Raw genomic sequence first — 24,851 nt, forward strand, 5'->3', positions numbered from 1 at the left:
TGAAGGAGAATACTATGCACAATTATAAATTAACGATTCAGTATGACGGTGCGCGTTATAAAGGGTGGCAACGTCTCGGTAATAATGATAATACGATTCAAGGGAAAATTGAGAGTGTCATATCTGAAATGGTCGGGAAAGAAATTGAAATTATCGGCTGTAGTAGAACGGATGCTGGTGTACACGCTTTGAATCAAGTGGCTAACTTTAAGAGTGATGAGAAGTTAGTGGAACATAAAGTGAAAAAGTATTTAAATCAATATTTACCAAATGATATTAGTATTACAAGTGTGGAAGAAGTGCCAGATCGTTTCCATGCTCGTTACAACTCTAAGGCGAAAACATATCTTTATAAGATTTGGAATGAAGAGCATACGAACCCATTCATGCGTAAACACAGCATGCACGTGAATAAAAAATTAAATGTGGAAAGCATGAAAAAAGCTGCGAAACATTTAGTTGGTTCACATGATTTTACTGCTTTTTCAAATGCAAAATCTAAGAAAAAGTCTATGGTTCGAGAAGTATATACGCTTGAGGTTTCTGAAGAGGCAGGATTTGTACAAATTAGAGTAAGTGGTAACGGCTTCCTTCATAATATGGTGCGAAAAATTGTTGGAGCATTAATTGAAGTTGGATTAGGACAATTAGATGCTGAAGCAATTCCGAACATTTTAGAGGAAAAACAGCGCAATCAAATTAATTGTCTTGCTGAGGCAAGTGGTTTGTATTTGGAGAGTGTTGAGTTTTAATCAGTAAAAAATCGAGCTGTGTAGGCTCGATTTTTTTATGTTTTGCTGTTAAGAAGATTTCTCTTTCTTCATACGTATTTTCAAATTCCAAAAAGCAGCAAGCATAATAGCTGCAAAGGAGCCGAAAATTGTTCCTAATAGCTTTGCATAAGGAGAGCTGCTTACATCGGCATTAATGAATAACATCATACAGAGAATAGTAGGGAAAAAGTATAAGTATTGTATTAACTTTAATTTTTTATCATTACTCATATATATCGCCCCTTTCTAGCATGTTATATGTTTAGTTTAACATATTTTACCAATTTTTCTACGATTGGAGAAAGGTTCATTTCATATTTGTAAATGAAGTTTTTTAATTCGATATTGTAAGTTTTGTCTACTCAATCCTAAAAATTTTGCTGCTTGTGAGATATTACCATTATTCTCTTTAAGAATTTGAGTGATGTAGTTTTTTTCTATTTCTTCTATCGTGTGCTTTAAAGTTTTAGGTGTATCAGCATTGTAATTAGTTAGTGAAGGTTGCATATTGAATTCTTTTTTTATTCGTTCGCGAAAGTGAGTGGGTATATGAAACGCTGTAATGATATTTTCATCTTCTATTAAGTTCATTGAACCTTCAATTATATGTTCCAATTCTCGTACGTTTCCGGGCCAATCGTATACATAAAAGAATTCTCTTACATGTACATCTACATCCGTTACGCTGAGCCCGAATTGAATATTGTACTTTTCGATAAAGTGCTGAACAAGAGCTGGAATATCTTCTTTTCGTTCCCGTAAAGGTGGAAGACATAAAGTAACGACGCTTAATCGGTAATATAAATCTTCTCTTAACCGATTGTGTGCAATAGCTTCAAGAGGGTCTTCATTAATAGTTGCTATAATACGAACATCAATTTCTTTTTCTTGTGCGCCTCCGATTCTTCGTATTGTTTTTTCTTGTATAGCCCGTAGTAACTTAGCTTGAAGCGTTGGGCTTAATGAGTTGATTTCATCTAACAACAAAGTCCCACCATTTGCTTCTTCAAATAAACCAGATTTATCTATTGCTCCTGTAAAGGCACCTCGATTCGTACCAAATAATAAGCTTTCCATTAGGGTATCAGGTATAGCTGCACAATTTTGTGAAATAAACGGTTTTGTTGAACGCTGACTTTCATTATGTATACTTTGTGCAAATAGTTCTTTGCCAGTCCCTGTTTCTCCTACAAGAAGTATAGATGAGGATGTACGAATTACCCTCTTTCCTTCTGCAATGATTGATTGAATAGCTCCAGAATCACCAATTATGTGGTCAAAGGTGAATTTAGTATTTTGTTTTCGAGAAGGGCTCATTTTTATTGGTTGCTTTAAGTGACTAATCTCTTTTGAAATTTCAATAGCACCTTTAATTTTTCCATTTTCTATTATAGGGAAAGTATCGTTAATCGTCGTAATTTCTTGTCCTTTATTGTTAAAATACGTTTGTTTTATATTTTTTTTTGTTTTTCCAAATTTTAATGCCTCTATAAGAGTACTATTTTTATTTTCTTCAAATGCAAATACCTCTAAGGGACTTTTATATAGCACATCTAAGCGGTTCATTGATTCAATTTCCATCATTTTGCGGTTATAGATAATCGTTTTACTTTCCTCATTAATAATATGAATCCCGATATCGAGTTCATTGAGTAAAGCTTCATATAGCGCATTCATTTCAATAATTTGTTTAAAATTAATTTCTTCTGTATGCATGTATCATCTTCTCCTCGTTTCACCCTATGAAGACTGATTTTTTATAATTTTATTAAAATTCTCATAAAATCGCAAAATTTTTTTGCTATTTTCTTTCAAAACTTTTTAAATGATAGAAAAATTTTGCGGTTATGTAGATTTTTTTGTACGAAATCTTAATTTTTATATAGATATTGAGGTTGGTACGTATCTTGCATAAATAATAATTGAAATCTTTAAATGAAAGGAGTGGATGAATTAGAACTTTTCATAGGGTATGCGACATTTCAGTGCAAATTAATTAAGAGGAGGAATTTATTAAGTGAAGACGGTTATAGAAGGCGTGTATAGTCCTTGTTACGGGAAAGTAGAGAAATTATTTGTTACTGAAAGTTCTTACGTATATGAGTGGGAGAAATTAGCGTTAATTGAAACGATAGATAAACAGAAAGTAGAAATTAAGGTAGGCATCAGTGGTTATATCGAATCTTTAGAAGTGGTAGAAGGACAAGCTATCGCTGATCAAAAACTATTAATAACAGTAAGGGATGACCTTTTAATAACAGGTAGTGATTAATATAAGTGATATGTATTTTGCACTTTTTAATAATTAATTTTACGATGAAGAATTTTAAAAGCGCTTACAATTAATGGGTTTTAAAAAATGAAAAGGGGGGATTTATGTGATGGATCAAAGCCAAGGATTAAAAAGGGAATTGAAAAGTCGGCACATATTTATGATTGCACTCGGAGGGGTTATTGGTACGGGTCTTTTTTTAGGATCTGGTTATACAATTCATGAAGCTGGACCTGGAGGAGCGATTATAGCGTATCTTGTTGGCGGGTTTGTTATGTATTTAACGATGCTCTGTCTAGGAGAGTTAGCGGTTGCAATGCCTGATGCAGGATCTTATCAAACGTATGCAACAAAGCACATTTCGCCTGCAGCGGGTTATGTAGTCGGCTGGATGTCGTGGCTAAACTGGTCTGCTACGATAGGCATTGAATTAATTGCAGTTAGTATTTTGATGAAACGCTGGTTTCCCGATGTACCGTCATGGATTTGGTGTGTAGTGTTCGCAGTACTGCTCTTTGCTATTAATGCGTTATCTTCAAGAAGTTTTGCGGAAGTTGAATTTTGGTTTGCAAGTATTAAAGTAATTACAATCATTGCATTTATTATTTTGGGCGGGGCAGCGATGTTCGGTTTTCTAGATATGAAAGGAAACGAACCAGCACCGATGTTTTCTAGTTTTACTGATTATGGAGGGTTGTTTCCAAATGGATTATCAGCAATTTTAATTACAATGATTGCAGTTAATTTTGCTTTCCAAGGAACAGAACTAGTTGGAATTGCAGCTGGTGAGAGTGAAAATCCAGAGAAAACGATCCCGAAGGCAATTAATAATACAGTTTGGCGCATACTCGTTTTCTTTGTACTATCTATTTTTATTCTTGCAGGACTATTTCCTTGGCAGCAAGCAGGCGTAATAGAAAGTCCATTTGTAGTCGTATTTGATAAAATTGGTATTCCCTATGCGGCTGATATTATAAATTTTGTTATTATTACAGCGGTATTATCGGTTGCGAATTCAGGATTATATGCAACTTCCCGTATGCTATGGTCTATGTCTAATCAAGGAATGATTAGCACGATTTTTGGTAAGTTATCTAAAAACGGTGTTCCTATTTATGCGTTGATTGTAAGCACGATTGTAGGATGCCTCTCATTATTATCAGGTATTTATGCGGAAGATACAGTTTATTTATGGCTTCTTTCAATTGCAGGGTTCGGAGCAATATTAGTTTGGGCATCGATTGCTTTATCTAACTTATTAGCTAGAAGGACATACGTAAAGCAGGGCGGGGATATTAAGGATTTGAAATTTAAAACACCATTGTATCCATTTGTTCCACTTCTTGCGTTAGTATTAAATTTAACAGTAATTGTTGGCATGGCTTTTATTCCTGAACAAAGAATGGCTTTATATTGTGGTATTCCATTTATGATTGTTTGTTTACTGTTTTATCGCGCTACCAGAAATAAGAGAAGTAGCGTAGAACATATTGAAAAGACAAACACAACTGAATTAGAAAGTTTACCCCGCATTAACGGTCAGTAAAACTCCACTTCAAAATTCGGCTGGAGATAAACTGCCCGTAAACGCCCGATTGGTGAAGGCTAATAATCAGTGGGGGATGAACCTCCCCACTGATTATAGTTTCACTTTATAATAGTGAGTCATTTAGAGACTGTAAAATTGTAAACAGTCTCTTTTTTTGTGAAAATAAAGCTGGAAACACACTACGTATGCAAAGGGGAATTAGCGATGAATCCAGAAATTTCGCAGTTGTTAAAACAAATAGATTCAAGGAAAGAGGAATTGCTCGAACTTACAAAAACATTAATTCGTTTTGAAACACCAGCGCCACCAGCGAGAAATACAAATGAAGCACAAGAGTTTGTTGCAGATTTTCTAAGAAAACGAAATTTTAGTATTGATAAATGGGATGTATATCCGAATGACCCGAACGTTGTTGGTGTAAAAAAAGGGACGGAAAGCGGGACATATAAAAGTCTTATTATTAATGGACATATGGATGTAGCTGAAGTGTCGATAGATGAGGCATGGGAAACAAATCCGTTTGAGCCGTTTATAAAAGACGACTGGTTAGTTGGAAGAGGCGCGGCAGATATGAAAGGTGGATTAGCTGGATCCTTATTTGCTATTCAGCTTTTAGAAGAAGCGGGGATTGAATTGCCGGGTGATCTAATATTTCAATCAGTAATTGGAGAAGAAGTAGGAGAAGCAGGAACACTTCAATGTTGTAAACGTGGTTATGATGCTGATTTTGCAGTCGTAGTGGATACGAGCAATTTACATATGCAAGGACAGGGGGGCGTAATTACTGGATGGATTACTGTGAAAAGCCCGCGAACGTTTCATGATGCAACACGTAGACAAATGATTCATGCCGGAGGACGTCTATTTGGAGCGAGTGCAATTGAAAAAATGATGAAAATTGTGCAAAGCTTACAAGAACTGGAGCGCCACTGGGCAGTCATGAAAACGTATGAAGGCTATCCACCTGGAACAACAACAATTAATCCAGCTGTTATTGAAGGTGGCCGGCATGCAGCGTTTATTGCTGATGAGTGCCGATTGTGGATAACAGTACACTTCTATCCAAACGAAACGCATGAACAAATAATAGAAGAAATAGAAGCGTATATAAGAAAAGTAGCAGCTGCTGATCCATGGTTAAGTGAAAATCCACCGCAATTTAAGTGGGGCGGAGAGTCGATGATTGTGGATCGTGGTGAAATTTTTCCTTCTTTAGAAGTAGATAGTGAACATGTAGCTGTAAAAACTCTTAGTGCGGTACATGAATCTATTTTATCTAAAAATGCAATTTTAGATATGTCTGCAACAGTAACGGATGGTGGGTGGTTTAGTGAATTTCATATCCCAGCCATTATTTATGGGCCAGGTACACTAGAAGAGGCCCATTCTGTAAATGAGAAAGTTGAAGTTGAACAGTTAATTGAATTTACAAAAGTAATAACGACGTTCATATATGAATGGTGTCATACGAAAAAATAGATTTGTATATTGAAATCGTACGGGTCTGCAACTTGTACGATTTTTTAGTGAACTATTTCAGAGTTGAACTTAAACAACAGCTGAAATAGTTTTTTATCCCGTTATTCGCCGGGCAGTAAGCCCCCCCATCTCAAAATTCAGGGAAAGCAAAGAAGTTAGGTGGGAGATCAACGGCCCATAAAAACCCGATTGGTGAAGGCTAATAATCAGTGGTGGATGAACAAAACCCCTACTGATTAAAGTTTTACTTTATTTTTCTATGTCTTTCGTTTTAGTTCAATTAATTTCTCTTTTGCTAATTCAACAGCAATTGCATCATCTAAATAGCCAATTGGAAAGAGATAGTCGGGTATAATGTCGGTCGATAAAATGAAATACAGTAATGCACCCCCAAGAATTGCACGTTCTTCTTTTGAAATGGTTTCATTACAAAATTGTTGATACATATCTGTTAATTGTTCAATGAAAGGGCCTGCACTATCAATCTGTTCTAACTTGCTCGAAAAACTTTCATGAATACGTTTTTCACCTTCTGTTGTTTGAGCATAGCGTTCATAAGTTTCAAGTTCTTGTTTTACGCGAGTTGTTGTGTAATCGAAGTCGAATAAGTTAGAGGATTGTAAAGTTTGCTGAATTGTATCAAGAGATGTATACATATCCGTCTTTTCTTTATTTATGTGAGGAGAATTAGGATACATTTCATCAAATAACAATTGAGGCGGAACTTGCAGACATTCTGCAAATTTTTGTAGATGTTTTTGTTTTGGTTGTTGTTTACCATTCATAATTCTTGAGATTGTTGCTGGATCAATATCTGTAAGTATTCCTAGTTGGCGCATGGATAAGGCACGTTCTTTTAAAAGCTTTTTGATTAATTTACCAAGCCGATCGTTTGGGTTTTCTTTAGGCATAGTGAAGGCACCCCTTTTTATTGTTGAAAAAATGTTGAGCATTTATTACAAGTATATGAAACAGACAGGCACAGTTGCTCAACATTTTCATAATATGCATTGAGAAGTGAGAAAAAGGGGTGACTGTTTATGAGTACGGCAGGTATATTTTCAATTCTTTTAATCGGAATTGCTTCTAATTTAGATAATGCAGGTGTTGGGATTGCATATGGCATTCGTAAAATTCGTATTTCGTGGTTTAACAATTTTATCATCGCATTTTTTGGTTTTTTATTTACTTTATTAGCTGGTTTTTTGGGGAATTGGATCGCATTATTTATTTCAGAGTTTACAGCAAACCTGATTGGAGCAATTGTTTTAGGGATAATCGGAGTGTTTATTTTATGTCAGCCTTTCTTGAGTAAAAAGGACACCATAGAATCTAAAGATGGTAGTGTACTTTTGGGGATTTTACGTGATCCAGAAAAAGCAGATTTTGATGGATCGAAAACAATTAGTTTTTCTGAGGCTCTTGTTTTAGGGGTGGCATTATCTATTAATAATATTGCAGGTGGGTTTGATGCTGGAGTAACAAATTTGAATCTGTGGCTTACGGCATGTATTTCTGGGGTGTTTAGTTTCATTTGTATTAGTGGCTTTTCATATATAGGAAAAAGATTTTTAGCTGAATACTTAGGGAAATGGGCGACGATAATTGCAGGCGTATTATTAATTCTTATTGGGATAGATCAGTTGTTGTAAACATAGAAAGGCAATGTTCGAGCATTTCCTCGGAAATACTTGAATAAATTTCATATATCGACATCGGATATTTATTTCTTAATAAACATAAAAAGCACCTACAAAGGTGCTTCTTAGCGTATATCTTCAATTAATTGTTCCGATTCTTCGTGCATACTATATTCACTTAAAACTTGGATACAAAGCCATTTTAGTTCCTCAATACTATGCTCAAGTTCTTCAGGGAGTACATGATGAATATCTTCGAGTCCCATTCCGAAATGTATAAGCTCTAGTACTTGATCATCGATGTTTCGATCCATTAATAGTTCAAGTACTTCTAAATTGAATATGTATCGGTGAGCTTCGTCGAGTGAAACAACTTTTAGCTTTAAGCTTTCTACAATACTCAATATAAAAAGAACAATTGTTTTTTCAAGAACAGGTTGTTTCGCCATTTGAAATATTAGTTTCATCTTTTACACCTCCACATATAGCGCTAGGTTGTACTATACTATTCAGGAGGGGGGAGCAAATATGCATAATAAAGAGAAACTTTCAGTACTGTTTTCGTAAGGATATTGATGACCAGTAACAATGAATTTTCCGTAAAAAAATCCTGCTATATTAGCAGGATACCGCCCAATTAAAAAATGCTCCAACCTTCTTGAGCAGAAAGAAGTTCAAGAATTTTAAAACCAGCGATACTATTTCCGTTTGCATCTAAAGCTGGCCCGAAAATGCCGATACCCATCTCGCCTTTTACGCAACCGAAAATACCACCAGCTACACCGCTTTTTGCAGGGATACCAACGCGAATTGCAAATTCACCAGATTCGTTATACATACCGCATGTAACCATAAATGTTTTACAGATTTTCGTAATATGTTTAGGGATAATTTGTTTTTTCTTATATGGATCATATCCGTCCATTGCAAAAATTAAGCCAATACGTGCTAAATCAATACAGTTTACTTCAACTGCACATTGACGAGTGTATAAATCCATAAGTTCCTCAATGTCACAATCGATAATTCCATTTTGTTTCATATAGTAACAAAGTGAACGATTTAAGTAAGCCGTCTCTAATTCTGAATTGGCAACTTTAGAAGAATAATTAATAGTAGGATTATCTGTTATTTCACGTACAAAATGAAGAATGCGCTCCATTTTTTCTTCGTTATCTTGTCCCGCTAACATGCTTGTAATAGCTAATGCTCCCGCATTAATCATTGGATTAAGAGGTTTGGAAGGACTTGTCGTTTCTAACTTAATAATAGAATTGAATGGGTCACCAGTTGGTTCCATTCCAACTTTAGAAAATACATATTCTTCACCGCGATCTAAAAGGGCAAGTGCAAGTGTAATTACTTTGGAAATACTTTGAAGAGTAAATAATGTCTGTGAGTTACCAGCATGGATATATTCTGTTTCTTTATGGAAAATGGCAATCCCTAAATCGTCTGGATTTGCATTTCCTAGTTCGGGGATATAAGTAGCAAGTTTTCCTTTTTTCGTATATGGTTTTACTTGTTCTAACAACTGTTGTAAGTTGTTTGTTTCAATGCACTGCATAGTACCAACGCTCCTATTTCGAATTAACTAAGTTTACTTTTCCCGATATGCTCGGAAATAAATAATAACATGAAAAAGTGGAATGATAAAACGAAAGTTACATGTTCTATAGTGGGTCTTTAGTTTAGATTATTCTGTAATAAAAGAGGAGAATTCCCCTTTTATATAACAGTTTGGAAATAGAAAACTTATCCATAAAAAGTTCGGAAATAAAAACTACACATCTATACAACTATATGTTATTATGGTTATGTAAATAGAAAGCGTTTTCTAAAGCGTACTTATAATGATAACGATTTCATAAATTTGATAGGGGGAATTAAAATGTTGCAGTTTTTACAACGTATTGGTAAAGCGCTAATGCTTCCAATTGCCGTACTACCAGCAGCAGGATTATTGCTTCGTTTAGGGCAACCAGATGTATTTGATATTCCTGTTATGGCACAGGCCGGCGCAGCGGTTTTTGATAATTTAGCACTTATTTTTGCAATTGGTATTGCAATCGGTCTTTCAGTTGATGGTAGTGGTGCAGCAGGTCTTGCAGGTGCAATTGGTTATCTGGTTATGAAAAACAGTATTGATGCACTTAGTAAGGGATATTCTACTGTAGAATTACAAGATAAATTAGGTAAAGTTCAAGATTTAATAGGTAATAGCGCAAATATAGATCCAGCTAAGCTGGCAGATACAATGACACAAGTATCTAAGGCCGCCGAATTATCGACTAAAGTGGATATGAAAGTTTTAGGTGGTATTATTGTCGGCGTTATAGCAGGATTCCTTTATAATAAATTCCATAAGATTAAACTTCCAGAATGGTTAGGTTTCTTTGCTGGAAAACGTTTCGTTCCGATTGTTACATCGGTTGTGATGCTAATATTAGGAATTCTATTCGCACAAATTTGGCCAGCAATTCAAAATGGCATCGATGCATTGGCTCATGGAATTGTTAATTTAGGTGCAGTTGGTTCAGGTCTATTTGGTTTATTAAACCGTCTATTAATTCCAATTGGCTTACACCATGTAATGAACACATACTTCTGGTTCGTATTTGGTGACTTTACAAATGCAGCAGGTAACGTTGTAAATGGTGATATTGCTCGCTTCCTTGCAGGGGATAAAACAGCAGGTATGTTTATGACTGGTTTCTTCCCAGTTATGATGTTCGGTTTACCAGCAGCATGTTTCGCAATGATTGCAGCTGCTAAACCAGAAAAACGTAAAATGGTTACAGGTATGTTAGGTGGCCTAGCATTGACTTCATTCTTAACTGGTATTACAGAACCGATTGAATTCTCATTCATGTTCCTATCACCAGTATTATATGGTATTCATGCCGTGTTAACAGGTATTTCTTTATTCGTAACAACATCACTTGGCATTCACGATGGTTTCACATTTAGTGCCGGTGCAATTGATTACTTCTTAAACTTTGGTATTGCAACGAAACCAGTATTGCTAGCGGGAATCGGTTTAATTTACGCAGTAATTTACTTTGTAGTATTCTACTTCTTAATTAAGAAGTTTGACTTGAAAACTCCTGGTCGTGAAGATGACGATGAGTTAGTTGAAGAGGGTGATGCACCAGTTGCAGGTTCAATTGGTGAAACTTACGTAGCAGCTTTAGGTGGAAAAGACAACTTAACAGTTATTGATAACTGTGCAACACGTCTACGCTTACAAGTGAAAGATGCTAGTCAAGTAAACGAAGCTGCATTAAAACGTGCGGGTGCGAAAGGTGTTATGAAATTAAGTAACACAAGTGTACAAGTTATCGTAGGTACAAATGTTGAATCTGTTGCCGATGATATGAAAAAACACGTATAAATAATTAAATAAGAGGATATCCAAAAAGACTGATAATATCAGTTTTTAGAGGATATCCTCTTTTTTTATGTTAAAAATTTAACGGGAATCTTACTTTTGTAAATTTTCTTTTTCTTTTTTGTACATATAGGTTGGTTATATGTACAGTGCGTGATAAAGTAGTGATGTTATAGAATAGATTATCCAAAATATAGGTGGAAATTAAAAGTAAATTATCGGTAAATAAGGGGAAAAAGGCAATTATGGATCAGGAAAAAAATAATGCGAATGGGAAAGCACGTCGGCCGATTGTATACATAAAAAGAACAATCATTCTCGTCTTACTATTATCACTTGTATATTTCATGTATACAAAAATTGTTGCGCATAATAAGAAAGAGGAAACTTTAAAAGCGGCAGCAGAAATGAAAAAACAAGAAGAGCTAAAAAAGAAAGAAGAAGAAAAAAAGAAGCAAGAAGCACAAAAACAAAAAGAGCAGGAAGAACAAGTGAAGCAAGCGCAAGCTGTGGAGAAGCCTGCTGAGGGACCACCTCAAGAAATTAATGAAAATGCTCAATTGGATCAATATTTACAGAGCATGGGATTTAGTGGAACAGCTGTTATTGTGAAGAATGGGAAAGTTCTTGTGAATAAAGGATACGGCATGGCTAATAAAGAGAATCAAGTGCCGAATAATTCAGAGACGACCTTTTATATTGGTTCTATTTCAAAAGCGTTTGTAGCGACTGCTATTATGCAATTAAAAGATCAAAATAAGTTACAAGTAGAGGATACAGTTACAAAGTATATTCCAGACTTTCCTCAAGGTAATAGCATACAGTTAAAACATCTATTAACACATACATCAGGAATTCCAGAGTATGAGCAGGGGACAGAGGATATTTCTCATGAAGAATTGATTAAACGAATAGGAAAGCAAAAGCGTATTGGGAGTCCGGGAGAGAAATGGAAGTATTCTGATTCAAACTATTCTATACTTGCTTACATTGCTGAGAAGGTAAGTGGACAGTCGCTCGAAGAATATATAAAACAGCATATTTTTGCGACTGCGGGTATGAAACATTCTGGTTTTGGAACAGCGTTGGAACAAACAAGATTCCCATCAACGGGTTATAAAATAGTGAATAACAATATGACAACACCTAATATTCCGAGCATGTCACAACTATATGGTTGTGGTGATATATATACGAGCGCACATGATTTATATTTATTTAATGAAGCACTCTTCTCTGGAAAATTAATTTCAAAAGAGAGTTATAATCAAATGTTTACTGCCGTGAAAAAAGATTACGGATTTGGCTGGTATGTAGATCCAGGAAGCTATTCAAATCACGGTGTAATGCCAGGTTGGAATTGTTTAAATGGTTTTAGTAAAAATGGTAGTGTATATGTTGTTTTATTATCTAACATTCAAAATAACATTAAATCATTTGGTAAAGTGAATAACGACATTTATACGATGTTGCGAAATATTGAAGTGTAAAAGACTGTCTTTTTGAACTGAACCCAAAAAATTAGACAAATATATTAAGCAGCTACTAAGGATTGAACTCTGTATTGCACAGGGGACAATCCTTTTAGTTTTGTTTTAATTCTTTTGTGATTGTAGTAATGAATATAAGTTTCTAGTTCTTGCTTAAATTGTTCCATACTTTCAAACTCTTTAAGATAAAGTAATTCAGACTTTAATAAGCCAAAGAAATTTTCCATGACTGCATTATCTAAGCAATTTCCCTTACGGGACATACTTTGGATAACGTTATGTTTTTTAAGCGACTGATGATATTGTCGCATTTGATAATGCCAACCTTGATCCGAGTGTAAAATAGGAGTTTCCTTATCATTCAAACGTTGAAACGCCTTATTCAACATTTTAGAAACAAGGGAATAGGCAGGTCTATGTTCTATATTGTAAGCTATAATTTCTCCGTTATATAAGTCTAAAATGGGTGATAGATATAGTTTTTTACCATGTAAGTGGAACTCCGTCACATCTGTTACCCATTTTTCATTTGGTTTTGATGCGTGAAAATTACGTTTTAAAATATTAGGAGCGAATTTCCCGACAGTCCCTTTATATGAACGATATTTTTTTAATCGAACAAGACATTTTAATCCCAGGATATTCATTAAACGTCGAACGGTTTTATGATTTAATGCATGGCCTCGATTACGTAATTCCAATGTAATACGACGATAACCATACCTCCCAAAATTCTCACTAAAGATCTCTTTAATTAATTCTTTAACTTTCTTATATTTATCTGGACGTTTCGCTTGTTTCATCCAGTAATAGTACGTACTACGAGCGATATTAGCGACTTTCACAAGGTCAACGACCTTGTATTTATGCCTTAATTCATAAATCAATTGCGCTTTGTCTTGGTCTGTGATGTTTTCTTCTTTTGAACTAAGGCATTCAACTTTTTTAAATAGTCATTTTCCATACGCAGACGTTCATTCTCTGCTTGTAGCGCTTCTATAGAACCTTCAAGAGATACTTCGTTTTGTTTTAAATGTTGTAGCTTAGCTTTTTCTTTGGCCATGGTTAGACGCCCCTTTTTCTTTGATTTTAGGGCATCTAATCCTTCTGTTTCATATGCTACTTTCCATTTTCGGAGTGTTTCGCAAGAAGGAATATTAAAAAAAGCAGCTGTTTCTCTCAGAGATGTCCCATTTTCATTCATATAATGAATTACATCTAGTTTATACTCGAGAGAGTAAGTTGTATAGCGTTTTTCAAACGCCTTTTCCCCTGAAAATTCAAACCGTTTAATCCATTGATAAAGTTCTCTAGGATGAACCCCTATAGAATTAGCAATGGTTTTTCCGCCTTCCGTACCTTCTAGATATCGTTTTACTGCTTGTATTTTATCTTTTGAAGAAAATTTAGCCATAAAAAATGCACCTCCAATTGTTAATTATGTGTCTAACAATTGGGGTGCACTTCATTTTTGGATAGTCTTTTTTTATTGAGGAAGTGTATGTGCAATGGGATAATGAAATAAAGTGAAACTTTAATCAGTGGGGATTTTCTTCATCCCCCACTGATTATTAGCCTTCACCAATCGGGCTTTTACGGGCAGTCGATCACCCACCTAACTTCTTTGCTTTCGCCGAATTTTGAAGTGTGGGTCTTACTGCCCGGCAAATAGCGGGATAAATGGAAAAGGGGACGGGATATGAGTATACATAAGCATCACGCACGTAATGCGAAACGTATTTTTTTTGTATCTGTCATTGTATGGATTATCGTTGCAATTGGATTAGTGATGGAATATAAAAAAGGGATGCTATTCACTTCAGAGAAAGACAATCTGCAATTAATAGGTATTGTACTACCAGTATTTGGATTATTGATATATAGCTTTATAGAAAAACGAAGATCAAAAATACTTAAACAGGAAAATTATAATATAGAGACTTCTGAATTATTTGAGCAACAAAAATTTGTTGTTCGTAAAGAGGTAGGGATATTTCAAGTAATAACGTACTTTGGATTAGAAGGAAATACAGTAGGGTTTTTAAAAGAAGAGTATGATTTTGCTATTCAAAGTGTATGGCAAGCTGTACTCTCTTTTCTTTTTAAAGGACTACATAAGCAACAATTTTATTTATATAATCACTCAGGAGAAAGATTGTTGCGTGTTCAAAAGAATATGGGAGTACGCAACTTCTATATTTTTTCGAATATGGATGGAAAGAAAATTGGGGAATTGAAACAAGTACTAAGTTTAACAAAATGGGAATGGATCTTTTTAGGGGTGGATGGTAAAGAATTTGGTAAAGTGACTGGGGACCTTTCAGCAACAATGCAGAAAATAGACTGGCGAGATGGCACGCATATTGATGTGAAAGAAGATGGTATTCCGTTAGAAGCTGTTAAGTATTTTTCGGCAAGCGGTGGTTCTCTTGTTACAGCTTCTATCAGTGAACAGGCAGAATTACCACGAGCGGTTTATTACAGTACAGCTGCCATTGTTACAATTAAAAATTAAAATACTTATAAAGATAGATGGGATACCGTCTATCTTTTTTATTTAGTTAAAAATTCTTGTTTCTTTGAAAAATGTATGTCTTACCTATCACATAAAAAGCCTGCTTTGTATACATTAAGATGTATGAATGTATTTTTTATATTTTAAAAATAAATAGGAGGAGAAGTGTATGTGTCTGTTCAGAAAATATTGGCATAAATTATCCCGACTGTTTAATAGACAATTAGGTTATTTTTTAGATGACAAGTTACTGCCTGCTGTGGAACGACTTTTATTTTCGCAAAATTTTGCGAGATTTATTCAAAGAAATTCTAAGCAAGCTACAGAAGAATTTATTAAATCAAGTCAATTTCAATCGATTATTTGTAACATTTTAAAAGAATGTAATACATCACCGTTTAAAGAAATTGCAAAGCAATATTTAGGTAAAAACGTCGAAATTACTGTGACGGTTGGGCAGTTAACAGGTGTTATTGTAGCAGTTGGCGACGATTTCTTAATACTGCAAGAAGGAATAGGAACTGAAGTTTTATTACCATTTACAAGTATTATATCAATTAAAGAAGTGTAAGAAAGGAGAGTTATATATGTTATTTACTGATGAACTGCGTAACCATGTTGGTGAGTTAGTGCAAGTTGTGACAGCTGTAGAAATTGTTGCAGGCATTCTTTTATCTGTGACAGACGGGGCAGTAAGTGTTCGTACTTCTCCTTCCTATGGACCACCGGAAGATGTAATTGTGCGTACTCCTATTATTGCCTATGTTCGCTTGGAAGGGTAAGCGTGATACAAGTATGAGAGTATCAGTTGTTATTCCGGCGCATAATGAAGCAAGTACGTTATCTCAAGTTTTAGTAGAAGTGGAGAAGCTGAAGCCGTATGAAATTATCGTAGTAGATAATGGATCGACAGATGGGACGAAAGAAATAGCAATACAACATCATTGTCATGTGATTTATTATAAACATTCTCTTGGCAATGATGTGGGACGGGCAATTGGAGCAAGAGAAGCAAAAGGTGAAATTGTCTTGTTTTTAGATGGTGACATCGTTATTGAGAGTAAAGAGTTACAATGTTTCGTGAAAGGGATTCGGCAGGGGCACCAAATTGTTGTGAATAATTTAACATGGTCGGTTTATTTAAAGATGAGACCACATTATACGACAGTTGGAAAATTCATGCTGAATCGCTATTTGAATAAAAAGGAGCTTGTTGTTGGATCTTTAATCGCAATTCCACATGCGATGAGTAGGGAAGTTATTGAGAAACTTGGGTGGTGGAATTTAGCAGATCCAGCATTATTTCAAGCGATGGCGATGTCTAGAGGAGTAGATATTGTCGATATGGCTTCGGTCGATGTAATTCATACAAATAAGGTTCGTCCTGTGCATACGGGAACATCACCTGGTTCTCCTTATCCGAAAGCGACTAGTCGTATTATGGGTGATCATTTACGTGCTTTGCAATATGTAATTGAAATATATGGTAAACGCGGTGGTTTTTCGGAGGGAAACAGAGATAGAGAGTTTATAGGGAAATATAAACCAGCTGTATTAAAGAAGGAAAAAGCGAAATATAGTGCGATTATACCAGTGTCAGAAGAAAAGATGACTATAAAATCTGTTATACAAGAAGTGAAAAAAGCAGGAGTAGATGAAATTATTGTTGTTGCGAATGGAGCGGATATCGAGACTATTAAACAGGCACAGCTAGAGAATGTTATTGTTGTTGAATTCGGGGAGGCGCTTGGACATAATGTAGCGCGAGCGATAGGAGCCATGCATGCTACAGCTGATATTTGTTTATTTGTTGATGGTGATTTTGCTATTCCGGCAAAAAAACTAACTCCCTTTTTGCATGCTATTGAAGATGGGAGTGATATGGCATTAAATGATTTGCAATGTTTATTAGATATGTTTCATCCCGCGGATCCAATTAGTATGGGAAAATACTTTGTAAATTTAGTAGCGAAACGACCAGATTTATGGAATAACTCACTAACGGCAGTGCCACATGCTATGCATAAGAAGGTAATGGATAAAATTGGATATGACTCTCTCATTATCCCGCCATTAGCTCAAATGAAAGCTATTTTGGAGGGATTCTCTATTACAGCAGTACAATTTGTAGATGTTATAAAAACAAATCGAGTACGCCCAGAGCAACATGGATTTGTTAATGGACGTATTCCAGCATTTGACCGTATTTTCGGTGATCAACTTGAGGCGATTGCTTATCTATTACAATATACAGACGAACGCGGGAGTTTTACAGATGGAGAACGGGATAGAGATATTATTCAACAATTGAGAAAGGAAGAAAAGAATACAGATGAATGCTAGTAGTAAAGTAGCTATTATTGGATTAGGGTATGTTGGTCTTCCTTTAGCGGTCCATTTCGCAGAAAGAGGATATACAGTACTTGGACTAGATAAAGATACTAGGAAAATAGAATCGATTATAAAAGGAGAAAGTTATATTCCAGATGTTTCTTCTAAAGAGTTACAAAGTTTATTAACTAAAAAAAGCTTACTAGTAAATACACCAGATAAAGGTGTTACTGAGTTCCAAAAGAGTGATTATGTTATTGTTACTGTCCCGACTCCAATTAATGAGCAAAGAGAACCGGATTTAAGTGCTCTCATTTCAGCTTCGCATTATATACAACAAAACCTTCAAAAAGGACAAACCTTCATTTTTGAAAGCTCCACATATCCAGGTACACTTGAGGAAGTTATCATTCCTATTATTTCTCAAACTGGTAAAAAGGTAGGAGTAGATTATTATATTGGTTATTCACCGGAGAGAATTGATCCGGCAAATAGTCAATATTCAGTTCAATCGATTCCAAAGGTTATTAGTGGACAAACAGAACAATGTAAACAAAAGGTACAGGATTTGTATAGCACTATCTTCGATGTAGTTGTTCCTGTTAGTTCTCCAAAAGTAGCGGAGATGTGTAAGCTATTTGAAAATATTCAGCGCTTAGTTAACATTTCGTTAGTAAATGAGTTAAATATGCTATGTGAAAGTTTGAATATTAATTTTTATGAGGCGCTTGAAGCTGCATCTACAAAACCGTTTGGATTTACTCCGTATTGGCCAGGACCAGGAATAGGAGGACATTGTATTCCTGTAGATCCTTTATATTTTCAATGGAGAATAAAGAAAAATGGGGCTATTAGTCAATTAATTGAGGCGGCACATGTAATTAATGAAGAAATGCCAGAGAAAATAGTCGGAAAGGTAAAAGGCATGGTGCAATCACCCGCAACGGTTTTAATTGTAGGGATTGCGTATAAGAAAGATGTAAATGATTTGAGAGAATCACCAGCATTGCCAATTATTCAATTACTAATAAAAGAAGGATACGAGATAGAATACCATGATCCATATATTTCTTCTGCGGAAATTGGAGATAGGGTGTATCAATCTGTTTCCTTGGATGAACAAAAGGTTAAACAAGCAGATTGTATATTAATTTTAACTGATCACTCTAATATCGATTGGGAGCTTTTTAAAAGAATAAAGCGAGTAATCGATACACGTGGAATTATAAAGAAGGTGAGTGCATGAGTAAGAAATGTTTAATTACAGGTGGAGCAGGATTTATTGGATCACATCTAGCTGAAGAATTAGTGAAAAGAGGTTATGGAGTCACAATTGTGGATAACTTCTATAAAGGGAAAAATAAATATCATAATGAGTTAATGAAAGAGATTCCAGTTATTCCAATCAGTGTTTTAGACAAAAAGGCAATCGATGAATTAGTAAATCAACACGATGTAGTATTCCATTTGGCAGCAATTTTAGGTGTTAAAACGACAATGGAAAAAAGTATAGAACTCATTGAAACAAATTTTGATGGAACGAGAAACATTTTACAAGCAGCATTAAAAGGCAAGAAAAAAGTAGTCTTTGCGTCTACTTCAGAAGTATATGGTAAGGGCAAGCCACCTTTCTCTGAAGAAGGAGATCGATTATACGGGGCAACTTCTAAAATACGCTGGAGTTATGCAGTTTGTAAAACGTTAGAAGAGACATTATGTTTAGGATACGCATTAGAAGGTTTGCCGGTAACGATTGTTCGTTATTTTAATATTTATGGTCCAAGAGCGAAAGATGGTCCGTATGCAGGGGTAATCCCACGATTTATCCGGGCGGCTTTGCAAGGTGAAGACATTCTCGTATATGGCGATGGAAAGCAGACACGTTGCTTTACGTACGTAAGTGATGCAGTAGAGGCAACGATTCGAGCAATGGATGAGAATGTAAATGGTGAGATTATTAATATAGGTTCTGAGAATGAAAAAAATATTAAAGAAGTAGCAGAAGTAATCAAAAAACTAACAAATTCTTCTTCAAAAATTGTACAAGTTCCTTTTGAAAAAGTATATCCACATGGTTTTGAGGAAATTCCAAATAGAAGACCAGACGTAACAAAATTAAGAGAACTTGTTCAATTTCAAGCGACAATAACGTGGGAACAAGGATTGAAAGAAACTATTAAATGGTTTCGTGAAGAAAACAATGGCTAAGTCATTATCGGTTATTATTCCCGTATGTAATGAAGTGGATACGATTTCAGACGTGATTCAATCGGTAAAGCCATTCAATCCAGTAGAGATTATTGTAGTAGCTAATGGTTGCAATGATGGTACAGAAGGGGTTGCTGAGAGTTTAGGATGTAGAGTAATTCAGAATAAAGAGTCACTTGGTAACGACGTTGGCCGCGCAGTTGGTGCAAAACATGCGATAGGTGATGTATTACTGTTTATAGATGGAGATTTCGCTATTCAAACTTCAAAATTGCGATTATTTCTTAATCCGATTTTACATGATCAGGCTGACATCGTTTTAAATAATTTGGATGCATTATTTTTAAAAAAACAAAAACCACATTCCGTTACAGTATGGCGCCAAATATTAAATGCAATGTTAGAGCGCGAAGAATTAAAAATTGATTCTTTATTATCTGTACCTCATGCGTTGACGAAAGAAGTCGTTCAAAGTATTGGATATGAATGTTTTGTTAATCCTATTGTAGCTCATTTACGCTTAGCACAAAGTAAATGGAAAATTAGTCGTCATTGTGCAATTGACGTTATTACGCCGAATAAATTTCGGCCACTCGAGCATGCAGCATATGGCACAGATCTTGCACAAGCTGAAAAACGAATGATAGGTGACCATATAGAAGCTGTAGCGGAGCGGATAATAGGCAGCGATGAGCGTGGAGGATATTATGATGGAAATCGGAAAAGAGAGAGTGTCTATCATACTTTAAATTTTGAAGATTTTTATCAAGGATGGGGCGTTACATCTAATTTGTATAAAGGAAAGCAATTATCGGTAATTATTCCTGTACAAGATGAAGAGAAAACAATTGGAAACGTTATAGAGGAGCTTCGTAAAATTGAACCTTTTGAAATCATCGTTGTTGTAAATGGTTCGTCAGATAAAACGGCAACAATTGCAAAAGAAAAAGGAGCAACAACAATTATATATAAAGAAGCACTCGGAAACGATGTGGGGCGTTCGCTTGGAACTTATTTTGCAAAAGGAGAAATTGTGTTATTTATAGACGGTGATTTTGTTATTCCAGCTAGTGAGCTATATCCTTTTGCAAAAGCTATTGCAGATGGGCAAGATGTCGCATTAAATGATCTAAATCATTATTTAGATTTAAGAGTACCACTTCATCTCGTAACTGCATTTAAATATGCGTTAAATTTAGCTTGTGATAGAAAAGATTTAGGAGTAGGCTCTCTTATTGCCGTACCTAATGCATTTAGTAAGACGTGTTTGAAAGCAATAGGATATAGATCTTTACTGTCACCTTGTGTAGCGCAAGTGAAAGCTGTTCTTTCAGGATTCGAAATTGCATGTGTCAGTCGTGTTGAGGTCGATAAAATGAACCGTATTCGTCCTAGTGAACATTTTGCAAAAATAGGACATCCTCCAGCTGTACTTCGAATTATTGGTGATCATATCGAAGGATTAGAGCAATTAATTGCATTAAAGGGCAGTCGGGGTGGATTCTATGATGGAAATAGAAAAAGAGATGTTTTATAGGTAACAAAAAAAGTGTACAACATATGTACACTTTTTTGTTCCGTTATAAAAACTATAACAGATTAGGAGATAAGAGTATTACAGCTCTACAATGGGTATTGTTCTTATATTACAAAATAGGACTCGTATATAAGGATACCAAAAAAATACAATTAAAGAAAGGGTTAATTATAAAGACTTTTGAGTGAAGTTAACACTATGCATACAGTAGTTTGCTCAACATTTCACAAACATGTCACAACTATTTCGTTCACTTTCGCAAAAAAGTAGTATTCTAAGTGTGTAAGCTGTTATATAAAAAATCTTATTCCTGTACTAATCAAAAATGGAGGAGATTAGGATGACTCAAATATTAGAAAATGTAAAAAACGCATGGGAAAACTTTAAAGGTGAAAAATGGAAAGCAGAGATTGATGTTCGCGATTTCATTTTAAATAATGTAAACGTTTTCGAAGGGGACGAATCTTTCTTAGCGGGAGCAACTGAAGCAACGAAAACACTTTGGGATCAAGTAATGGATTTAACAACAAAAGAACGTGAAAACGGTGGCGTTCTTGATATGGATACAAAAATTGTTTCTTCTATTACATCACATGAACCAGGATATTTAAATAAAGATATTGAAAAAGTAGTCGGTTTCCAAACTGATAAGCCATTTAAACGTTCATTACAACCATATGGTGGTATTCGTATGGCGGAACAAGCTTGTGAATCTTATGGATACGAAATGGATAAAGAACTTAGTAAGATTTTCAGAGACTGGCGTAAAACTCATAATCAAGGTGTATTTGATGCATATACACCAGAAATGAAAGCGGCTCGTAAATCAGGTGTTATTACTGGTCTTCCAGATGCATATGGACGTGGACGTATTATCGGTGATTACCGCCGAGTAGCGCTATATGGTATAGATCATTTAATTGAAGCGAAAAAAGCTGATTTTAATTTAACTGGTGGTGTAATGAGCGAAGAGACGATGCGTTTACGCGAAGAGTTATCTGAGCAAATGCGTGCACTTCAAGAATTAAAACAAATGGCTTCTTCTCATGGTTTTGATATTTCTAAACCAGCAACAAATACACAAGAAGCTTTCCAATGGTTATACTTCGCATATCTTGCAGCGATTAAAGAGCAAAACGGAGCTGCAATGAGTCTTGGACGTACTTCTACATTCTTAGATATTTACATTGAAAGAGATTTAGAAAATGGTACTTTAACAGAAGAAGAAGTACAAGAAATCGTGGATCACTTCATTATGAAATTACGTCTTGTGAAATTCGCAAGAACACCTGATTATAATGAATTATTCTCTGGTGACCCAACTTGGGTAACTGAATCTATCGGTGGTATGGCTTTAGATGGTCGTCCATTAGTAACAAAGAACTCATTCCGTTTCTTGCATACATTAGATAATTTAGGACCAGCTCCAGAACCAAACTTAACAGTTCTTTGGTCTAAACAATTACCAGAGAACTTTAAAAACTACTGTGCAAAAATGTCTATTAAAACATCAGCAATTCAATATGAAAATGATGACATTATGCGTGCTGACTACGGTGATGACTACGGTATTGCTTGTTGTGTATCTGCAATGAGAATCGGTAAACAAATGCAGTTCTTCGGCGCACGTGCAAACTTAGCGAAAGCATTACTATATGCGATTAACGGCGGTAAAGATGAAAAATCTAAAGCTCAAGTTGGCCCTGAGTACGCACCAATTACTTCTGAAGTATTAGATTATGAAGAAGTTATGCATAAGTTTGATATGACAATGGAATGGTTAGCAGGTCTATATTTAAATACATTAAACGTTATCCACTATATGCACGATAAATATAGCTACGAGCGTATTGAAATGGCGCTTCATGATACAAATGTTCTTCGTACAATGGCGACAGGTATCGCAGGATTGTCTGTAGTAGCAGACTCATTAAGTGCAATTAAATACGGAAAAGTAAAACCAATTCGTGATGAAAATGGTATTGCAGTTGACTTTGAAATTGAAGGTGATTTCCCTAAATATGGTAACAATGATGATCGTGTAGATGAAATCGCAGTAAATCTTGTGAAAACATTTATGAATAAACTTCGTAAGCATAAAACATACAGAAATTCTGTTCATACAATGTCAATCTTAACAATTACATCTAACGTCGTATACGGTAAGAAAACTGGTAATACTCCAGATGGCCGTCGTACTGGAGAACCATTTGCACCGGGCGCAAACCCAATGCATGGTCGTGATACAAAAGGTGCATTAGCATCACTATTATCTGTAGCTAAATTACCATATGAAGATGCACAAGATGGTATTTCCAATACATTCTCTATTATTCCAAAAGCACTTGGTAAAGAAGATGATGTACAAGTACGCAACTTAGTATCTATGCTTGATGGTTATGCAATAAAAGAAGGACATCACTTAAATATTAACGTATTTAATCGTGAAACATTAATGGATGCAATGGAGCACCCTGAAAAATATCCACAATTAACAATTCGTGTATCTGGTTACGCTGTTAACTTTATTAAATTAACTCGTGAACAACAAATTGATGTAATTAACCGTACAATGCATGAAAGCATGTAAGTGAAAAAAGTGTCCCTCCGCTTTTAATATGTAGTGGAGGGAGGCTGTTTCAATAAAGGAGGAAGTAACATGGTAAAAGGAAGAATACATTCTGTAGAGTCTTGTGGTACTGTTGATGGCCCAGGGATTCGTTATGTCATATTTACACAAGGGTGTTTATTACGTTGTCAATATTGCCATAATGCTGATACGTGGGAGATCGGTAAAGGAAAAGAAATAACAGTTGAAGAAGTAATGCAGGATGTGACATGTTACCTTCCATTTATTGAAGCTTCTGGAGGCGGTATAACAGTTAGTGGTGGAGAACCATTATTACAGTTAGATTTCTTAATTGAATTATTTAAGAAATGTAAGGAAGTTGGAATTCATACAACAATTGATTCTTCTGGAGGTTGTTATTCTGAAGAGCCAGAATTCCAGCAAAAGTTGGATAAATTAATGGATTATACAGATTTAGTTTTATTGGATTTGAAACATATTGATTCAAAGAAACATCGTAAATTAACAGGGAAATCAAATGAACATATTTTACAATTTGCTCGTTATTTATCGGATAAGAATAAACCGATTTGGGTACGACATGTATTAGTTCCAGGTGTTACTGATAATGAAGAGGATCTGCAAAAATTATCTAGCTTTATTCAAAGTCTGTCTAATGTTCAGAAAGTTGAAGTGCTACCATATCATAAGCTTGGTGTATATAAATGGGAGGCGCTTGGGCATAAATATCCACTCGCAAATGTAGAACCACCTACGGAAAAAAATGTAGAACAAGCGAGACATATTTTAAAAGCAGTCTAATCCAAATATTGGATTAGACTTTTTGCTTTCTTTACAATAAAACCTAGAGTATATATATAGAAAAGAGTATACTGAAAAAAGAATATCCATATTTTTGTAAGGAATAAGTGGAGAAATTTACATAATTGTAAAGGGAAATCAAAATGGTAAAAAGAATTAAGAAGTAAAAGAGTGAGTATCATGGAATAGAGAACATTTGTAAGTTATTGCGAAAGCTCTTATAGGAAAGTATAATGTAAAGATATGAGCACGGATAGGATTAAGGGGTCAATCTT

22 protein-coding genes and 2 pseudogenes are annotated in these 24,851 nt (G+C 35.1%); 18 read left to right on the plus strand and 6 right to left on the minus strand.

What is annotated here, in order from left to right; translation table 11 throughout:
- Positions 1-14: 14 nt before the first annotated feature.
- Positions 15-752, plus strand: coding sequence for a tRNA pseudouridine(38-40) synthase TruA (truA, locus tag MHH42_RS02430; protein WP_000553129.1), 738 nt, complete (start codon positions 15-17; stop codon positions 750-752).
- Between the two features lie 48 nt (positions 753-800).
- Here truA and MHH42_RS02435 read toward each other — a convergent pair whose 3' ends face one another.
- Entirely contained in the window at positions 801-1,004 is a 204-nt protein-coding gene (locus tag MHH42_RS02435) for a hypothetical protein (RefSeq protein WP_000063850.1), read from the minus strand.
- Between the two features lie 81 nt (positions 1,005-1,085).
- The gene (locus MHH42_RS02440) at positions 1,086-2,489 is read right to left on the minus strand and encodes a sigma-54 interaction domain-containing protein (RefSeq protein ID WP_000556687.1); all 1,404 of its coding nucleotides are present in this window, start codon (positions 2,487-2,489) and stop codon (positions 1,086-1,088) included.
- Positions 2,490-2,790: 301 nt separating this feature from the next.
- Here MHH42_RS02440 and MHH42_RS02445 point away from each other — a divergent pair, with 301 nt between their 5' ends.
- The 3 genes from MHH42_RS02445 to MHH42_RS02455 all read left to right on the plus strand — a co-directional run bounded on the left by MHH42_RS02445 (position 2,791) and on the right by MHH42_RS02455 (position 6,073).
- Positions 2,791-3,045: a biotin/lipoyl-containing protein gene (locus MHH42_RS02445; RefSeq protein WP_000859494.1), complete on the plus strand. Its 255-nt coding sequence runs from the start codon at positions 2,791-2,793 to the stop codon at positions 3,043-3,045.
- A gap of 106 nt (positions 3,046-3,151) precedes the next feature.
- On the plus strand, positions 3,152-4,591 hold the full coding sequence (locus MHH42_RS02450; RefSeq protein ID WP_097873166.1) for an amino acid permease: 1,440 nt from the start codon (positions 3,152-3,154) through the stop codon (positions 4,589-4,591).
- Between the two features lie 159 nt (positions 4,592-4,750).
- On the plus strand, positions 4,751-6,073 hold the full coding sequence (locus tag MHH42_RS02455; protein WP_141489301.1) for an acetylornithine deacetylase: 1,323 nt from the start codon (positions 4,751-4,753) through the stop codon (positions 6,071-6,073).
- A 257-nt stretch (positions 6,074-6,330) separates the two neighbouring features.
- Here the strand turns inward: MHH42_RS02455 and MHH42_RS02460 are convergent, their stop codons facing one another.
- Positions 6,331-6,984, minus strand: a complete 654-nt coding sequence (locus MHH42_RS02460) for a DUF1232 domain-containing protein (protein WP_001123710.1) — start codon at positions 6,982-6,984, stop codon at positions 6,331-6,333.
- Between the two features lie 129 nt (positions 6,985-7,113).
- Here MHH42_RS02460 and ytaF point away from each other — a divergent pair, with 129 nt between their 5' ends.
- Positions 7,114-7,725 carry a sporulation membrane protein YtaF gene (ytaF, locus tag MHH42_RS02465; protein WP_000100715.1) on the plus strand — a complete coding sequence of 204 codons (612 nt, stop codon included), beginning with the start codon at positions 7,114-7,116 and terminating at the stop codon, positions 7,723-7,725.
- A gap of 113 nt (positions 7,726-7,838) precedes the next feature.
- Here ytaF and MHH42_RS02470 read toward each other — a convergent pair whose 3' ends face one another.
- Both MHH42_RS02470 and glsA read right to left on the minus strand, forming a co-directional pair.
- A complete protein-coding gene (locus MHH42_RS02470) occupies positions 7,839-8,180 on the minus strand; it encodes a DUF3969 family protein (protein WP_000766598.1) in 342 nt (113 codons plus the stop codon).
- Positions 8,181-8,350: 170 nt separating this feature from the next.
- A complete protein-coding gene (gene glsA, locus MHH42_RS02475) occupies positions 8,351-9,280 on the minus strand; it encodes a glutaminase A (protein WP_001149858.1) in 930 nt (309 codons plus the stop codon).
- A 69-nt stretch (positions 9,281-9,349) separates the two neighbouring features.
- Between glsA and MHH42_RS02480 the strand changes: the two are divergent.
- From MHH42_RS02480 to MHH42_RS02490, 3 genes and pseudogenes are all read left to right on the plus strand, one after another.
- A pseudogene (locus MHH42_RS02480) lies at positions 9,350-9,463 on the plus strand (transcriptional regulator).
- A gap of 141 nt (positions 9,464-9,604) precedes the next feature.
- Positions 9,605-11,107 (plus strand): N-acetylglucosamine-specific PTS transporter subunit IIBC, encoded by a 1,503-nt coding sequence (gene nagE / locus MHH42_RS02485; protein WP_016107473.1) that lies wholly within the window; start codon positions 9,605-9,607, stop codon positions 11,105-11,107.
- Between the two features lie 242 nt (positions 11,108-11,349).
- Positions 11,350-12,594: a serine hydrolase domain-containing protein gene (locus MHH42_RS02490; RefSeq protein ID WP_097954439.1), complete on the plus strand. Its 1,245-nt coding sequence runs from the start codon at positions 11,350-11,352 to the stop codon at positions 12,592-12,594.
- A gap of 44 nt (positions 12,595-12,638) precedes the next feature.
- On the opposite strand, the gene MHH42_RS02495 is transcribed toward MHH42_RS02490, so the two are convergent.
- Positions 12,639-14,008, minus strand: a protein-coding gene (locus MHH42_RS02495; RefSeq protein WP_087949097.1) for an IS3-like element ISBth167 family transposase whose coding sequence is annotated in 2 segments (ribosomal slippage) — positions 12,639-13,543 and positions 13,543-14,008 — 1,371 coding nt in all. Because the reading frame shifts where the segments join, the coding sequence is not laid out codon by codon here.
- Positions 14,009-14,293: 285 nt separating this feature from the next.
- Between MHH42_RS02495 and MHH42_RS02500 the strand changes: the two genes are divergently transcribed.
- The 10 genes and pseudogenes from MHH42_RS02500 (at position 14,294) to pflA (ending at position 24,576) form a co-directional block, all read left to right on the plus strand.
- The gene (locus MHH42_RS02500) at positions 14,294-15,109 is read left to right on the plus strand and encodes a sugar ABC transporter ATP-binding protein (protein ID WP_098637655.1); all 816 of its coding nucleotides are present in this window, start codon (positions 14,294-14,296) and stop codon (positions 15,107-15,109) included.
- Positions 15,110-15,278: 169 nt separating this feature from the next.
- Positions 15,279-15,680 carry a hypothetical protein gene (locus MHH42_RS02505; RefSeq protein ID WP_000335537.1) on the plus strand — a complete coding sequence of 134 codons (402 nt, stop codon included), beginning with the start codon at positions 15,279-15,281 and terminating at the stop codon, positions 15,678-15,680.
- Between the two features lie 16 nt (positions 15,681-15,696).
- Positions 15,697-15,891, plus strand: coding sequence for a hypothetical protein (locus MHH42_RS02510; RefSeq protein ID WP_000899471.1), 195 nt, complete (start codon positions 15,697-15,699; stop codon positions 15,889-15,891).
- Between the two features lie 13 nt (positions 15,892-15,904).
- Entirely contained in the window at positions 15,905-17,452 is a 1,548-nt protein-coding gene (locus tag MHH42_RS02515; protein ID WP_033660278.1) for a glycosyltransferase family 2 protein, read from the plus strand.
- Positions 17,442-18,686 (plus strand): nucleotide sugar dehydrogenase, encoded by a 1,245-nt coding sequence (locus MHH42_RS02520; protein WP_000994263.1) that lies wholly within the window; start codon positions 17,442-17,444, stop codon positions 18,684-18,686. Before MHH42_RS02515 ends, MHH42_RS02520 begins: the two co-directional genes overlap by 11 nt.
- Complete coding sequence (locus tag MHH42_RS02525; RefSeq protein WP_000037046.1) at positions 18,683-19,648, plus strand: NAD-dependent epimerase/dehydratase family protein; 966 nt, start codon at positions 18,683-18,685, stop codon at positions 19,646-19,648. Before MHH42_RS02520 ends, MHH42_RS02525 begins: the two co-directional genes overlap by 4 nt.
- Complete coding sequence (locus MHH42_RS02530; RefSeq protein ID WP_340892864.1) at positions 19,641-21,185, plus strand: glycosyltransferase family 2 protein; 1,545 nt, start codon at positions 19,641-19,643, stop codon at positions 21,183-21,185. The genes MHH42_RS02525 and MHH42_RS02530 overlap by 8 nt, the downstream gene beginning before the upstream one ends.
- Positions 21,154-21,373 (plus strand): annotated as a pseudogene (locus tag MHH42_RS02535) (hypothetical protein). Before MHH42_RS02530 ends, MHH42_RS02535 begins: the two are co-directional and overlap by 32 nt.
- Positions 21,374-21,525: 152 nt before the next feature.
- Positions 21,526-23,775 carry a formate C-acetyltransferase gene (gene pflB, locus MHH42_RS02540; RefSeq protein WP_000192129.1) on the plus strand — a complete coding sequence of 750 codons (2,250 nt, stop codon included), beginning with the start codon at positions 21,526-21,528 and terminating at the stop codon, positions 23,773-23,775.
- Between the two features lie 69 nt (positions 23,776-23,844).
- Positions 23,845-24,576, plus strand: coding sequence for a pyruvate formate-lyase-activating protein (gene pflA / locus MHH42_RS02545; protein WP_000238486.1), 732 nt, complete (start codon positions 23,845-23,847; stop codon positions 24,574-24,576).
- Positions 24,577-24,851 lie beyond the last annotated feature (275 nt).

It is taken from the genome of Bacillus sp. FSL L8-0099, assembly GCF_038006385.1.
GTDB classification, from domain to species: Bacteria; Bacillota; Bacilli; order Bacillales; family Bacillaceae_G; genus Bacillus_A; species Bacillus_A toyonensis.

Coding starts and splice junctions, on each gene's coding strand:
- MHH42_RS02505 (WP_000335537.1), top strand. CDS start 15,279: ATGTGTCTGTTCAGAAAATATTGGCATAAATTATCCCGACTGTTTAAT.
- MHH42_RS02510 (WP_000899471.1), top strand. CDS start 15,697: ATGTTATTTACTGATGAACTGCGTAACCATGTTGGTGAGTTAGTGCAA.
- glsA (WP_001149858.1), bottom strand. CDS start 9,280: ATGCAGTGCATTGAAACAAACAACTTACAACAGTTGTTAGAACAAGTA.
- ytaF (WP_000100715.1), top strand. CDS start 7,114: ATGAGTACGGCAGGTATATTTTCAATTCTTTTAATCGGAATTGCTTCT.
- truA (WP_000553129.1), top strand. CDS start 15: ATGCACAATTATAAATTAACGATTCAGTATGACGGTGCGCGTTATAAA.
- MHH42_RS02435 (WP_000063850.1), bottom strand. CDS start 1,004: ATGAGTAATGATAAAAAATTAAAGTTAATACAATACTTATACTTTTTC.
- MHH42_RS02460 (WP_001123710.1), bottom strand. CDS start 6,984: ATGCCTAAAGAAAACCCAAACGATCGGCTTGGTAAATTAATCAAAAAG.
- MHH42_RS02440 (WP_000556687.1), bottom strand. CDS start 2,489: ATGCATACAGAAGAAATTAATTTTAAACAAATTATTGAAATGAATGCG.
- MHH42_RS02490 (WP_097954439.1), top strand. CDS start 11,350: ATGGATCAGGAAAAAAATAATGCGAATGGGAAAGCACGTCGGCCGATT.
- MHH42_RS02500 (WP_098637655.1), top strand. CDS start 14,294: ATGAGTATACATAAGCATCACGCACGTAATGCGAAACGTATTTTTTTT.
- MHH42_RS02515 (WP_033660278.1), top strand. CDS start 15,905: ATGAGAGTATCAGTTGTTATTCCGGCGCATAATGAAGCAAGTACGTTA.
- MHH42_RS02470 (WP_000766598.1), bottom strand. CDS start 8,180: ATGAAACTAATATTTCAAATGGCGAAACAACCTGTTCTTGAAAAAACA.
- MHH42_RS02520 (WP_000994263.1), top strand. CDS start 17,442: ATGAATGCTAGTAGTAAAGTAGCTATTATTGGATTAGGGTATGTTGGT.
- pflA (WP_000238486.1), top strand. CDS start 23,845: ATGGTAAAAGGAAGAATACATTCTGTAGAGTCTTGTGGTACTGTTGAT.
- MHH42_RS02525 (WP_000037046.1), top strand. CDS start 18,683: ATGAGTAAGAAATGTTTAATTACAGGTGGAGCAGGATTTATTGGATCA.
- MHH42_RS02530 (WP_340892864.1), top strand. CDS start 19,641: ATGGCTAAGTCATTATCGGTTATTATTCCCGTATGTAATGAAGTGGAT.
- nagE (WP_016107473.1), top strand. CDS start 9,605: ATGTTGCAGTTTTTACAACGTATTGGTAAAGCGCTAATGCTTCCAATT.
- pflB (WP_000192129.1), top strand. CDS start 21,526: ATGACTCAAATATTAGAAAATGTAAAAAACGCATGGGAAAACTTTAAA.